Source organism: Streptomyces sp. NBC_01217 (assembly GCF_035994185.1).
In the GTDB taxonomy this organism is placed as follows: domain Bacteria; phylum Actinomycetota; class Actinomycetes; order Streptomycetales; family Streptomycetaceae; genus Streptomyces.
On sequence record NZ_CP108538.1, the window covers coordinates 7,064,961 to 7,078,269 of the forward strand.

The 13,309-nt window shown below is 68.6% G+C and carries 13 protein-coding genes and 3 pseudogenes; 11 read left to right on the forward strand and 5 right to left on the reverse strand.

Translation table 11 applies throughout. The features are described from left to right. The first annotated feature begins 50 nt into the window (after window positions 1-50). The 7 genes from OG507_RS31425 to OG507_RS31455 all read left to right on the forward strand — a co-directional run bounded on the left by OG507_RS31425 (window position 51) and on the right by OG507_RS31455 (window position 6,649). Window positions 51-962 carry a U32 family peptidase gene (locus OG507_RS31425; protein ID WP_327370490.1) on the forward strand — a complete coding sequence of 304 codons (912 nt, stop codon included), beginning with the start codon at window positions 51-53 and terminating at the stop codon, window positions 960-962. Continuing rightward, window positions 959-2,221, forward strand: a complete 1,263-nt coding sequence (locus OG507_RS31430; RefSeq protein WP_327370491.1) for a glutamate-5-semialdehyde dehydrogenase — start codon at window positions 959-961, stop codon at window positions 2,219-2,221. Before OG507_RS31425 ends, OG507_RS31430 begins: the two co-directional genes overlap by 4 nt. Beyond that, window positions 2,218-3,045 carry a hydroxyethylthiazole kinase gene (locus tag OG507_RS31435; protein ID WP_327370492.1) on the forward strand — a complete coding sequence of 276 codons (828 nt, stop codon included), beginning with the start codon at window positions 2,218-2,220 and terminating at the stop codon, window positions 3,043-3,045. Before OG507_RS31430 ends, OG507_RS31435 begins: the two co-directional genes overlap by 4 nt. Continuing rightward, the gene (locus OG507_RS31440) at window positions 3,042-4,394 is read left to right on the forward strand and encodes an ATP-grasp domain-containing protein (protein ID WP_327370493.1); all 1,353 of its coding nucleotides are present in this window, start codon (window positions 3,042-3,044) and stop codon (window positions 4,392-4,394) included. Before OG507_RS31435 ends, OG507_RS31440 begins: the two co-directional genes overlap by 4 nt. Next, on the forward strand, window positions 4,391-5,701 hold the full coding sequence (locus tag OG507_RS31445; protein WP_327370494.1) for an aminotransferase-like domain-containing protein: 1,311 nt from the start codon (window positions 4,391-4,393) through the stop codon (window positions 5,699-5,701). The genes OG507_RS31440 and OG507_RS31445 overlap by 4 nt, the downstream gene beginning before the upstream one ends. A 100-nt stretch (window positions 5,702-5,801) precedes the next feature. Continuing rightward, window positions 5,802-6,011 (forward strand): hypothetical protein, encoded by a 210-nt coding sequence (locus tag OG507_RS31450; protein ID WP_327370495.1) that lies wholly within the window; start codon window positions 5,802-5,804, stop codon window positions 6,009-6,011. A gap of 161 nt (window positions 6,012-6,172) precedes the next feature. Beyond that, a complete protein-coding gene (locus OG507_RS31455; protein WP_327370496.1) occupies window positions 6,173-6,649 on the forward strand; it encodes an ATP-dependent endonuclease in 477 nt (158 codons plus the stop codon). Here OG507_RS31455 and OG507_RS31460 read toward each other — a convergent pair. Then, on the reverse strand, window positions 6,630-7,484 hold the full coding sequence (locus OG507_RS31460) for an IS630 family transposase (protein ID WP_327370497.1): 855 nt from the start codon (window positions 7,482-7,484) through the stop codon (window positions 6,630-6,632). The two genes, OG507_RS31455 and OG507_RS31460, sit on opposite strands and share 20 nt — an antisense overlap. Continuing rightward, entirely contained in the window at window positions 7,457-7,741 is a 285-nt protein-coding gene (locus tag OG507_RS31465) for a helix-turn-helix domain-containing protein (protein WP_327370498.1), read from the reverse strand. Before OG507_RS31465 ends, OG507_RS31460 begins: the two co-directional genes overlap by 28 nt. 35 nt (window positions 7,742-7,776) lie before the next feature. Here OG507_RS31465 and OG507_RS31470 point away from each other — a divergent pair. Next, window positions 7,777-8,010 (forward strand): annotated as a pseudogene (locus OG507_RS31470) (ATP-dependent endonuclease); the annotation flags it as partial. 108 nt (window positions 8,011-8,118) lie between these two features. Here the strand turns inward: OG507_RS31470 and OG507_RS31475 are convergent. Next, a pseudogene (locus OG507_RS31475) lies at window positions 8,119-8,383 on the reverse strand (IS5/IS1182 family transposase); the annotation flags it as partial. 180 nt (window positions 8,384-8,563) lie between these two features. Between OG507_RS31475 and OG507_RS31480 the strand changes: the two are divergent. Beyond that, on the forward strand, window positions 8,564-9,088 hold the full coding sequence (locus OG507_RS31480) for a DUF302 domain-containing protein (RefSeq protein WP_327370499.1): 525 nt from the start codon (window positions 8,564-8,566) through the stop codon (window positions 9,086-9,088). 30 nt (window positions 9,089-9,118) lie between these two features. On the opposite strand, the gene OG507_RS31485 is transcribed toward OG507_RS31480, so the two are convergent. Beyond that, a protein-coding gene (locus OG507_RS31485) for an IS5 family transposase (RefSeq protein WP_327369860.1) occupies window positions 9,119-9,936 on the reverse strand; the annotation gives its coding sequence in 2 pieces (ribosomal slippage) (window positions 9,119-9,586 and window positions 9,589-9,936; 816 coding nt in all). A 562-nt stretch (window positions 9,937-10,498) separates the two neighbouring features. On the opposite strand from OG507_RS31485, the pseudogene OG507_RS31490 reads away from it, so the two are divergent. Continuing rightward, window positions 10,499-11,089 (forward strand): annotated as a pseudogene (locus tag OG507_RS31490) (SMI1/KNR4 family protein). Beyond that, entirely contained in the window at window positions 11,082-11,417 is a 336-nt protein-coding gene (locus tag OG507_RS31495) for a transposase (RefSeq protein ID WP_327370500.1), read from the forward strand. The pseudogene OG507_RS31490 and the gene OG507_RS31495 overlap by 8 nt, the downstream one beginning before the upstream one ends. 97 nt (window positions 11,418-11,514) lie before the next feature. Here the strand turns inward: OG507_RS31495 and OG507_RS31500 are convergent, their stop codons facing one another. Beyond that, complete coding sequence (locus tag OG507_RS31500) at window positions 11,515-13,227, reverse strand: IS1634 family transposase (protein WP_442811046.1); 1,713 nt, start codon at window positions 13,225-13,227, stop codon at window positions 11,515-11,517. Between the last annotated feature and the right edge of the window lie 82 nt (window positions 13,228-13,309).

Here is a 13,309-nt window from a genome sequence, read left to right on the forward strand (position 1 = left end):
CCCGCACCGACCGGCCGACCTTCATCCCTTCCGAACGAAAGGCCGCAGTCATGCTGGCGTCCACGCTCCTGACCGCCCTGGACCTGCCGGACCACGACTCCACGCACCTCACCGCCTCGGGCATGCACTTCCCCGACGGCGCCGACTACCGGACCGAGGTTCCGGTGGTGAACAGCATCGTCACCTTCCGGGCACTGGTCCGGCGCACCGCCGCACACCACCTCGTCGTCAACCGGGTCACCGAGACCCTGGGCATGTTCCGGCACACCCGGACGGAGATCACCGAGTACGTGAACTGCGCGCGGGACGAAGGCATCGCCCTGATCATGTCCGTCGGACCTCGTGCTTCGTACGACACCAGTGCGACCCGCGCGGCGCCGCACGGCAGCTACCTCGGCTATCGGCTGCGCGGCATGGACCAGATCCGCCGCGCCGTGGACGACGTGCTGCGCGGAATCGAACTCGGCGTACGAGGATTCGTGGTCTACGACGAGGGGCTGCTGTCCGTCCTGGGCGAGGCCCGCCGCCGTGAACTGCTGCCGCCCGACGTGTGGTTCAAGGCCTCCGCCCACATGGGCTGCGGGAATCCCGTATCGGCCCGGCTGCTCGAACGCCTCGGCGCGGACAGTGTCAATCCCGTGCGTGACCTGTCCCTGGACATGCTCCGGGCCATACGCGGCCAGCTCTCCGTACCGATCGATCTGCATACGGACAACCCGCCCAGCTCGGGCGGGTTCGTGCGGACGTACGAGGCACCCGACATGGTGCGCGTGGCACGGCCCGTGTACCTCAAGTCCGGAAACTCGATGCTGCGCGAGCACGGCCAGTTCACCGACGCGAGCGACGGCGAACGCATGGCGGACCAGGTCGCCATCGTGCGGGAAACACTGGAGCGGTTCGCGCCGGAACTCACCCAGAGCCCCGCACAGGCGGCCCTCGGCCGTCAGGTGGACGTCGCATGAGCGCCACGAACGGTACGGCGCAGGACGTCCGCGCCGTACGCGCCGCGTCCCGTGCCGCCGCCGACCTGACCCCGCAGGACAAGCAGCGCGTTCTGCACCGCATCGCGGCACTGACCGAGGCCCGGCTCGACGACATCGTCGCCGCCAACAGGGCGGAGGCCGAAGCGACACAGGCCCGCGCGGGCAGCGACCGTCCGGCGGGCCGCGCCCTGCTGCGCCGCCCGCGCCTGACCCGGATCCTGCAAGGCATCCGGGAACTCGCCGATACCGAGGACCCGGCCGGCTCCTTGAGGGACATCACCGTGCAGCCCAACGGCCTGCTCGTCGGCCGCATGCGCGTCCCGCTCGGGGTCCTGGCCGTCATCTACGAGAGCCGCCCCGAGGTGACGCTCGAAGCCGCCGCGCTCGCCGTCAAGAGCGGGAACGCCGTGCTGCTGCGGGGAAGCGCCGACTGCGCGGGAACCGACACGCTCCTGGCCGAAGTGGCGCGCGAGGCCCTGCGGACCGAGGGTCTGAACCCCGACATCGTGCGCCGGCCGCACTCCACGGACCGGTCCGCGGTCTGGGACCTGGTCACCGGGGACGAGGCGATCGACCTCGTGGTCGCCCGGGGCGGAGAGACGTTCCTCGAAGAACTGCGCAACCGCTCGCGCTACCCCGTGCTCAGCTCCGGCGGCGGCAACTGCCACATCTACGTCGACGCGGAGGCCGATCAGGACGCCGCCTCCCGCATCGTGGCCAACGCCAAGCTCTCCGACCCCGGCATGTGCAACGCCGTCGAGACGCTCCTGATCCACGCGGCCCACACGGCCGGCTACCTGCCGCGGCTGCTCGGCGAGCTGACGGACGCCGGGGTGGAACTGCGGGGCTGCGCCGTGGCCGCCGCCGCCCACCCCGCCGTTGAACCGGCCACCGACGACGACTGGGCCACCGAATACCTGGCCCCGGTCCTGGCGGTGCGCGTGGTGTCCGGCCTGGAGGAGGCGATGGCACACATCGCCACGTACGGCACCGGGCATTCCGAAGCCATAGTCACCACCCGGCTCGACCACGCCCGCCGCTTCCAGTACGCCGTCGACGCCGCGGCCGTGTACGTCAACGCCTCCACCCGGTTCACCTACGGCTACACGTTCGGCATCGGTCCGATGCTCGGCATATCGACCCAGAAGCTGCACGCCCGAGGACCGCTGGGCGTACGGGACCTGATGGCGCAGAAGTACGTCATCACCGGCGACGGCCACACCAGGGAGACCGCATGACGACGAGTTCCGTGCCGGCCCACGAGCGGAGCCTCGACAGCGGTCCGCTCGCATCGATCAGGGAGCGGCGCCCCCTGATCCACCTGATCGCCAACCTGGTGTCCATGGCCGCCTGCGCCCAGGCGGTGAATTCGCTCGGCGCCGCCAGCCTCTTCGCCCATGTACCCGAAGAGGCCGTGGAGGTGGCGCTGTCGGCCGACGCCGTCGTGATCAACATCGGTACGTCGGTGCCCGGTTTCGGTGACACGGCCGTGGCCGTGGCGGTGGCCTGCGCCGGAGCCGGCATTCCCGTCGTGCTCGACCCGCTCGGTGCGGGCGCCAGTTCCTACCGCGCCGGCCTGGTGCGCAGACTGGTGGAGACCGGCGCCATCACGCTCGTCTCCGGGAACGCTGCGGAACTCGCCGCCCTTGCGGGGATCGGCGCCAGGTCACGCGGCGCGGACTCGCTCTCCACCGCGCTGCCGCCCGAGGAGGTCGCGGCCCGGGCGGCGGCCCGCACCGGCGCGGTGGTCAGCATGTCGGGCCGCGTGGACCGGGTGAGCGACGGGACGCGCACGGCGGGGATCACCGGCGGCCACCCGGTCATGGGACGGGTGGTGGGTACCGGCAGCGTACGGACGTCCGTGCTGGGGGCGTTCCTGTCGGTCGGCGCCGACGACCCGTTCGCGGCGGCACTGGCCGGAACCCGGGCCTTCTCGCTCGCCGGTGAACGCGCCGCCGCCGCGGGCGGCGGACCGGGCCACTTCTTCGCCGAGCTCTACAACGTCCTCGACACGTTCGACGACGCCGACATCGCGGCGGCCGGAAAGGGGATCGAATCGTGAGGATCCTGTTGGTGCACGACCTGGGCGGCCCGGCGCCCGCGTACACACTGCCGGCCCTGCGCGCCCGCTCCGACGTGACGGTTTACGTCCCGCGGCCCGGCCAATGGGCCGCGACGGCGCCCGGCGTGCCCGACAACGGCGCGGTCACCGTCCTGCTCGACGAAGGGGGCTGGGACCTCGGCGAGGAGGACGAGGCCGTCCGCAGGATCGTGGACGCGGCCCGGCGGTGCGCGGCGGACGCGGTCCTCACCTTCAGCGAACTGTGGGCGGTGCCGACCGCCCGCGCCGCGGAGCGACTCGGGCTGCGGGGCGCGTCGGCCGACGGCGCCCTGCGGGCGCGGGACAAGCTCCTGATGCGTGAGGCACTGGCCGCGGCCGGATTCCGCAGCCCCGTGTTCGCCGCGATCGGCGGACCGGCCGATGTGGTGGACGTCCTCAAGGCCTCCGGCCCCGGTGGAGTCCTCGTCAAGCCGCGGTTCGGCATGTCCGCCGTCGGGATCAGGCTCGTCGAGAACGCCGACGAGGCCGAGCGGGTCCTGGCGGAGAGCCGGGCCGGATACACCGCCTTCGGCATGCCCGTCGACCCCGCCCGGGCCATGCTCGCCGAGAGCCGATTCCTCGGCGACACCAGCGGCTGGTACACCCGGCCCGGCCTCGGCGACCAGGTCTGCGTCGAGGGACTCGTCGTACGCGGAACCCATCTCCCCCTGGGGATCACGGACGTGATGCCGAAGGTGCCGCCCTTCACCCAGAGCGCCCACATCTCGCCCACCTCCCTGACCCCGGACGCACAGCGCATCGTCCTCGACACCGCCCGCCGGGCCGTCGACGCCCTCGGTCTCGACACCTGCGGCACGCACGTGGAGCTGAAGCTCATGGCGGACGGACGGTGCGAGGTCATCGAGATCGCTGCCCGCTACCCGGGCCGCACCATCGTCGAGCAGAGCGACCGGGCCTACGGCACCGACCTCGTGGGCCACCTCGTGGACGCGCTGACGGACCCGGGACACCCCCTGCCACCGGCCCTGGAACCCGCCCAGGACATCGGCGGCACCGCGGCCGCGACCCTGCACCTGTACGCCAGCGAGTATCTGCGGGACCTGCCCACCCCGTTCGCGTACGCCGGAATCGAGCCGCCGCCCGCCTCGCTCGTCGATCCGGCGGTACGCATCGTGGCCTTCGACGAACGCGGTCACGGCTGGCGCGTCCCCCAGGCCGGCGACGAACAGCCCCACTGGATCGCCCGCATGTATCTGGAGGGTGCCTCGGTGGACGCCGTGTGCCGGAGCGTGAACCGGATCCGGTACGAGACCCGCCTGCGCCGACCCGTGGGAGCGGCCCTCTCATGACGGACCACGACATCCCCGCCGATCAGCTGTTCCCGGGCACCGGGGACTCCGTCCTCGACTCCATGAGCTTCCTCAGCGAGGTGGCCGAACGCCATCCGGGCGCCGTGTCGTTCGCCGCCGGGCGCCCCTACGAGGGCTACTTCGACCCGGAGAGCATCCCGCGCCACATCGAGACCTACCGGCGCTACCTGCGCGACACGGCCGGGCTCGACGACACCGTGGTACGGCAACGGCTCATGCAGTACGGATCCACGAAGGGAATCGCGCGGGAGGTGCTCGCCGAGCACCTGCTGCGCGACGAGGGCATCGACGCCGACGTGGACGCGATCGTGACGACCGTCGGCTGCCAGGAGGCCATGTACATCACGGCCCGTGCACTGCACAGCCGCCCCGAGGACGTACTGCTCGCAGTCTCGCCCACGTACTCCGGTTTCCTGGGCGCCGCCGCCCTGGCCGGAATCCGCGTGCTGCCGGTGGCGGACTCCCCGGACGGCATGGACCTGGACGACCTGTCCAGGACGGTACGTTCCGCCCGGGCGGCCGGCCTGCGTCCCCGCGCCCTGTACGTCGTACCGGACTTCGCCAACCCCTCGGGCATGTCCCTGGACGAGCGGACCCGCTCACACCTCCTGGCACTGGCCGGCGAACTGGACCTGCTCATCGTCGAGGACAGCCCCTACCGGCTGATCGGCGGCGAGGGACGGCGGGCCTCGCTGAAGGCACGGGACACCGAGCGCAGGGTCCTGCACCTGGGCAGTTTCGCGAAAACCGTCTTTCCCGGTGTGCGGGTGGGCTACTGCGTCGCCGATCAGCGGACGGACGACGGAGGCGTCCTCGCGGACCGGCTGGCACGGATCAAGAGCATGGTGACGGTCAACACCTCACCGGTCACCCAGGCGATCGTCGCGGGGTGTCTGCTGGAACACGACTTCAGCCTCGAATCCGCCAACACCCGTGAGACCGCCGCCTACCGGCGCAACCTGACACACCTTCTGGAAGGCCTGACAGCACGCTTCGGACCCGACGCCCACGAGGAGCACGGCGTGTCCTGGAACGTACCCACGGGCGGCTTCTTCGCGGTCCTCACAACGGACTTCACCGTGGACGACGCCCTGCTGGAGCACTCGGCGGACCGCTACGGAGTGCTGTGGACCCCCATGCACCACTTCTTCCACGGGGGCCCGCAGCCGTCCGGGATGAGACTGTCCTGCAGCTCCCTCTCACCGGCGGAGATCGACACGGGCCTGGACCGGCTCGCGGCGATGGTGGCCGGGGTCCGGGCCGGATGCCGCGGAGGAGACCGGTGACCGCCTTTACGCCCGCACGGGCGAGCGATGGAATGGCAGATCCTGAGCGAGACGGGGGAAAGCAGTGGCGGAGCACAAAAGATCCGCTCTATTGGCAAGCGTGCTCCTGCTGACGGCAACTGCGCTCACCGGCTGCGCCGTAAGCCCCGTCGCCGACGCGAAGGCCGAGGCATCCAAGACCCCCGGGATCCGCACCGACACCGCGCCGCTGGCCGAGCGCCTGCCGAAGCTCGGCCGGATCGTCTCGGCCCACTGGCAGCAGGAGGCTCCCGGCGCTGACAGCCGGGTGCCCGGCCCCACGGAACTGTGATCAGCCGCTTGCTCGTCTCAACCTCGGCTCGTGGCCACGGAATCCGCGCTGGGCTTTTGCTCCTGCTCGACCGCGAGGTGGACGTTGCGGCCGACCGGCGAGGTGCTGCGCGCGAGGCGTTCGTTGCGACCTGCCCAGCAGCGGCTGAGAGACTGGGGCCCATGGATGCGATAGAGCGGTTCCGGCTGGCGGTCACGGAGTGGGCGGCCGGCGGTGCGGGGGCGCCGGCAGCCGCCGCGGCCGCACACGAACTGGCTGGCGGCACCGCTTTGCGCACAGCCGTACTCGTGGAGGGGACCAGCGACCAGGTGGCGCTCGAAGTGCTGGCTGCGCGTCACGGCCGCGCCCTCGGTGCGCAGGGCATCGCCGTCATCCCGCTCGGAGGTGCGACCAACATCGGCAGATTCATGAGTCTGCTGGGTCCTCAGGGGCTCGACGTCGCACTGGCGGGACTGTGTGACGCCGGCGAGGAACGCCACTTTGCGCGGGCCCTGGAGCGGGCAGGTCTCGGCCGCGACCTTGCTCGCGCCGACATGGAGCCGCTCGGCTTCTACGTGTGCGTCGCCGACCTGGAAGAGGAGCTGATCCGCTCCCTAGTGTCTCGTGATCCTGTTCATGTCAGTTCGAGTTGTTATTGACGAGTTTCTTCACGTTGGTCGCGACGAGTCGGACCTTCGCGAGGACCTCGCCGGCGGTCGCGGTCCAAGTGAACGGTTTCGCTGTCGTGTTCCAGGAGTTGATGTAGTCGCGGATCTGTTTGATCAGGACGTTGACGCTGGAGAACGTGCCGCGGCGGATGGACTGCCGGGTCAGGATTCCGAACCAGATCTCGATCTGGTTCAGCCACGAGGAGCCGACGGGAGTGAAATGGAAGTGGATGTGCGGGTTCTTGACCAGCCACTCCTTGACCTCGGGTGTGGTGTGCGTCGAGAGGTTGTCCAGGACGACATGGATGTCCTTCCCGGCGTGCGGTTTCACCGCCTTCTTCAAGAAGGCCAGGAAATCCTTGCCGTTCCGGGTCGGCCTGCACTCGCCGAGCACTTCACCAGTGGTGACGTTCAGGGCGGCGAACAGGTTCGTGGTGCCGTGCCGGACGTAGTCGGCGGTGCGCTGCTCGCTCGCCGCGAAGGCGACCGGCAGCACCGGCTGGGTCCGGTCCAGCGCCTGGATCTGCGTCTTCTCGTCGATCGAGAGGACCACCGCGGCGCCCGGCGGGGCCAGATACAGGCCGATCACGTCGGCCACCTTCTCCGCGAACGCGGGATCTTTGGAAATCTTGAAGGTGCCGGACCGGTGCGGCTTCAGGCTTTCCTCGCGCCAGACGCGCGCGATGTAGTGCCAGGACACGGTGATGTTCTCGGTTCGCTCCAGGTACTTCGCCAACTCCCGTGTGGACCAGTGCGAAAGCCCTGTGCCGTCCGGCGGCGTCATGCGCGTCAGCGCGATCACTCGGGACCGCACCCGCGCCGGCACCTGTTCCCGCGCGCCACCGGGACGCTCCCTTCCAGCCCGGCCAGGCCCTGCTCGGCATAGCGGATCTTCCAGCGGTCCACGGTCGGCAGCGACACCCCGAGCAGCTCCGCAATGTCCTTGCGCCGACGCCCCTCACTCGACCACAGCACGATCCGGCCGCGCGTAGCGATGTCCGCAGGAACGTCCCGACTGTTCACCAACTCCCGCAACTCGGCGGCCTGTTCCACGGAGATCTCCACACCAAGAGACCCTGTCACACAAGATCAAGTAACGCTGACGGAATCACGAGACACTAGGCGCGGCCTCCGTGCAACAGGTCATCGACGCCCAGGGCGACCTGCGGGCATTCCGTATCTTCCAGAAACAGCCCGCCCAGCGGGAGAGGAAAGTCGAGCAGCAGCTGCGGCGCTTCATGGGTACCATCAGCGGCCGGAAGAGCCAGTACGCACGATCGCTCACCGATGACCTGGACCTGACCCAAGTACCACGGCCGCTGGACCGCCTGCTTGCGCATCTGTATCAGTGAGCCGAACAGGGCTGTCGATTCCGCTGATCGGTGGCTTGGGAACTGGTGGAAGACGAAGAGGATCTCCACGCGGGAAAAGCTCGGCGTAGCAGGTTCCTACCTCTTCTGTCAGCGTAGTGCCCGGATGAGGATGGCCGCTCGGTGGAGTGCGGCTCGGTAGGCGATGGCGAGTTTGTCGCACCGTGTGGCCAGGCCGCGCCACTGCTTGAGGCGGTTGATGCAGTGTTGGACAGTGCTGCTCGTGCGCCTCGGTGTCGAAGCCGAGTGGGCGCCCGCCTTTGCGGCCCCGCCGCAGGCGGTGTCTGATCTGGTCGGACAGCTGGGGAATTACCGCGTTGATGCCGCGCCGTCGTAGGCGGCCGCGGATGGCGCGGAAGGCGCTGCATGCCGTTCCGCTCGATTTGCTCCGGCGGTCAGCCGGTCATATCGTCACTTACGGTCAGGGGGGGGAGATCACGGTAGCCGGGCAGCCCCGTGTCATTCCCGCAGGATCTGCCAGCCGGTTACGTCGGGCCGCCTTGAAGCATTGATCCCAGAATCAGGGAGCTATCGCATGGCCAGTCAACACAGCCACACCGTGACCCGGGTAGACGTTTCTACGGGAATTGCCTACGACGACTTCGTGAACGCATTCGAGAAAGCGGCGCCCGCGTTCAATGCGAGATCGATGGAAGTCATCGCCGAAACCGGGGGCAGTTGGGACGACGTTCGCGTCGCGATGGCCGCGAACGCACCCAATGACCTGGTCCGCTACGCCCGAATCAACGGCACCTCACTGTTCAGTATCGCAGGACACACCACCAGGTCGATGGAGTACCTGACCGGCAATCACGTCATCGCCGAGACCATGTATGGCCATGATCCGAGGGCGCTCCTCTATGCGCCTCTGCGGATGCTGATCTACAGCGACGGCGACGGCAATGCGGTGTTCAGCATGCATCGGCCGAGCGACGAGTTCGGCAGTCTCGGCATTCCGGAGGTCACGAAAGTCGGGGAAGACCTGGATCGCATCGTGGTCAATCTGTTGCGGGTCTGTGGTGTCGATGCTTCGCAGGATTTTGTCCGACACTCGGAGTAGGTTCAGAATTCCGCCGCTTAAGAGGATGTCTCACGTGGTGATCTTGGCGAGTCTCTTGTAGCAGGTCAGGGCTGCGGCGAGGCCGAGGAAGGCGAGGAAGTGGCTGCCCTTTCGCTCATACCGGACGGTGAGGCGGCGGTAGCCGAAGAGCCAGGAGATCGACCGCTCGATCTTCCACCGGTGTCGGCCGAGGCGCTCGCCGGACTCGATGCCGGGACGGGCGATGCGTGGGACGAGGTTCCGGGCGCGGAGCCAGCGCAGGTGTTCCGCGGAGTAGTACGCCTTGTCCGCGCGGATCTTCACGGGCCGTCTCCGACGGGGCCCGCGCCGGGAGCGGACGGCGGGTATGCCGAGGATCAGCGGCTTGAACGCCTGGCTGTCGTGCAGGTTCGCACCCGAGACCGCCACGGCCAGCGGCAGGCCCTGGGCCTCGGACAGCACGTGCAGTTTGCTGCCCTTCTTGCCGCGATCGACCGGATTCGGCCCGGTCAGCGAGCCCCCCTTTTCGCCCGCACCGACGCCGCATCGACGATCGCGGAGGTCCAGTCGAGCTCACCCCTGGCGCCGAGTTCATCCAGCACCGCCCGGTGCAATCGGCGCCACAACCCGGCCTCGGTCCACGCGGTGAACCGGCGGTGCGCCGTCGCGGGCGATACCCCGAACGTCTCCGGCAGGTGCCGCCAGGCGCACCCGCTGGTCAGCACGTACACCACCGCCGTGAACACGGCCCGCTCGTTCAGCGGCGCAGTCCCACCGCCCTGCGGACGGGAGCTGAACGACGGCAACAACGGGGCGACGAGTTCCCACAGACCGTCAGGAACCAGCCGCTGCGAAAGATCGGCACTCACGAAGAGACATCATGCCGCAGCTCACACCATCACCACGTGAGACATCCTCTAAGAACTCGGATTCTATTGACTGGATGTGCGTGAAATCCGCTACCAGGCCGTGGCAGCGGATACCGCAGTCATTGCGGGTGGTGACGTGGCGCTCGCGGCTGTCGTCGGAGGACCCGCTGGCGGTGAATCCGTAGTAGGCGACGACGTGCACCATCACGCCGCCGGACGTAGACGCCTGCTCTCGCGCTTGTGCGTTGGCGGCCAGCCTCTCCTTGCTTCCCGACGCCGTAACGATCCGCCTGCAAGGGCGAACGCTCATGGTCCTCGGCGACCACGTGATCCATCCGTACTTCTAGGCGAAGAAGGAAGTCCCCGTCACGGCCGCGCGGCTGCGCCGCGCCACTGGCTTTCGTGCAGAGCTGATTCGCGGGCATGGCGCGGAGCCCATGCAGCAGGCATTCGACCGGGGCCTCGATGATCTCGACGAGCCGGAACCCACCCTGACCTCACCCTGCTCTCCGAAGACATCAGGCTTGTCCTGGTCGCCTAGGCCGTCTCTTTCGGATCTTGCATGATGACCGGCATGAACACGGAAGCCTGCGACCCAGCCGAGTTGGCCGCCCTCCGCGAGATCTTTGCGTCTCGTCCCGAAGCGGTGCCGCCAGTCGGCTTGGAGGCGGTGCGGTCCTTCGAGGCGGAGCACGGCATCGTGCTCCCGGAGCCGTACCGCACATTCGTGGCGGAGATCTGCGACGGACTGCGCGCGGGGCCGCCCCACTACGGTCTGCTGCCCCTTGCGTAAACGCCCTCGGACTGGGGCTCGGACCGCCCCGAGCGCCTGCTTGCCGAGCCTTTTCCGCTCACGGCGGCATGGCTGTGGGACGCGGAGGGCGACGAGGCGGCACTGTCTGAACAGGAGTTCGAAGAGCGAATGGACTCCGCGTTCGACCACGGCTCACTGCTGCTGGGCACCGACGGCTGCGGCATGTACTGGCACCTGATCGTCACCGGCCCGCAGCGCGGTCACGTCTGGCTGATCGACGAGAACGGCGCGATGCCCTTCGGTACCCGGCCGGGCACCTCCCTGATGCCGGGCACGCCCGGTTTCGCGGGTTGGGTGACCCACTGGGCCCAGGGCCGCTCCTGGTTCGCGGATGCCTAGGGCGTTTCCTTCCCATCATCGGATCGTCGGTCTGGCCGTGCCGTTGACTGACGCGCACTGGGCGCGGATAGAGCCGTTGTTACCTGATCGGACGCCGAGACGAGGCGGTCGGTGGCGTGATCACCGGCAGATGATCGATGCCATCGCCCGGAAGTTCCAGACCGGGTCGCAGTGGGTGCACCTCCCGGCCGAGTACGGCTCGTGGAAGGGCGTTTATACGCGGCTGAGAAACTGGGCCATCAATGGCACATGGGAACGGGTCTTCACCGAGCTTCTCGCCCAGGCCGATGCCAAAGGCGACCTGGACTGGGTCCCGCGTTCGACATAATTCGGCGGCCTGGAGGGGCGAATTCGGGGTCTGACCTGGGCGGACGTGCGTGTGTGCGCCTGGAGGGCGTGTCTCTAGGCGGTGGTGTTCTGGCTGGTCAGCGGGGTGCGGGCTGAAGTGAGATGACCTGCTTGGGGGCGGGGATCTGCAGCTTCGCGAGCAGGTCTCGCTGGGGCTTGGTCAGGGCGGTGACCTGCTGGAACGTTCCAGTGCGGCCGGTGAAGGTGCCCAGATGGAGGCGGTCGAGCTCGCGTCGGATGCGCGGCCAGGTGCCGCCGGTGGTGGTCTCGGTGATCCGGATCAGCAGGAGGGCGAGCCAGCACAGGATGACGTGGGCGCGGATGCGTTCTTCGAGGCGGTGGTAGACGGGTCGCAGGTCGATGATCTGCTTCATGTCGCGCCAGCCGCGCTCGACTTCGAGCAGTTGCTTGTAGCCCAGGGCGATGTCCTCGGCGCTCAGGTGGGGGTCGCTGCAGCGCAGGAGGTACTTCCCGTCGAGGTTCTCCTCCGCCTTGATCTTCGCCTGGTCGACGCGGAGCTTGCCGGCCGGGGTGGCGCGCAGGTAGCGGTTCAGGCCGGGCTTGTCGGCGATCCGTCCGCGCAGTTCGCCGCGCTTGAAGTCGCTGAGCTTGTCGGATCCCTCGATCAAGTCGGCCAGCTGGGCGACGAGTTGTTCGCGCATGTGCCGGTCACGCTCGGCTGCTTCGGGGTTGTGGCAGATGATGAACCGGTCGGTGTCGGATATCCGCACCTCCTTGACGCGCATGTTCTCGCCGACGTCCTGGTAGCGGCCCTGTCGGGACAGGGCGGCTTGCACCTCCGGGCTTCCGGAGCGGAGCTTCTCGCCGATGATGTAGGCGTGGTCGCCCTTGCGCAGGTAGCGGCGGTTCTCGGCGGAGGAGAAGCCGCGGTCGGCTACCCACACGATCTTGGAGAGGGTCCAGTCCCTCATGTCGTCCTTGACCTGGCGGATCAGGGTCTGGTCGGAGGCGTTGCCGGGCCAGCACCAGCAGCGGACCGGGATACCGTCCCTGGTGACCGCCATGCCGATCACGATCTGTGGCAGGTCGTCGCGGGAGTCCTTCGACTTGCCGTAGGTCCGGAATCCGGCCTGCTTCGCGTCGCCGTCGGCCTGGTCGGCCTCCAGCTTGCGGCCGGCCTCGTCCCGGGCGATGGGCTCGTCGGGCTCCTCGAGTTCGAAGTAGGTGCTGGTGGTGTCGAAGAACAGCAGGTCGACCTCCAGGTTGAGCAGGTTCGCGACCTCGTCGAAGACCTGCTTCTCCAGGTCGTCCTTGACCTCGTGCAGCCAGTCCATCGCCCGGTAGCAGGTCTGTTCGCCAGTGGCGGCCAGGCCGTCGATGTGCACGTCGTTGGTGATCCACTCCGCCGCTGCGAGCTTCGAGGACGGGGCCAGTGCGCGGTTGGCGACCAGGGCGAACAGCACCCGCTCGGTGGCGGACATGTCCCGGCGCCGGCCCCGCTTGGGCTGTCCGACCCGGCCCACGATCTGGTCGATCCGCAGCCGTCGCCACAGCTGGTCGAGCACGTAGGCGCCGCCGAACGGCACCGAGGAGGTGAACTCCAGGTCCGACGTCGCCGTCGCGGCCAGCGCGTCCCCCGGTTCCAGCAGCTTCGATAGAGACGCGACCAGGCGCCTGATCGCGTCGCGGTCCAGGTCGTCCTCGCGGCCGAAGGTGAACAGCACCTTCGGCACCGCCCGCCCCTTCACCGGATCCCACTCGTTGTGGGCCAGGTGCAGGTACCGGACCGTCCCGGACTTGTTCTCTCGCTTCGTCGTCCTCACGTACACGGCTCCAGACGATAGGCCGAAGTAGCAGGCCAACGCAGGAGAATCAGGAAAGTCGTGTCTCTAGGCAATGTCAGCCGTTTGC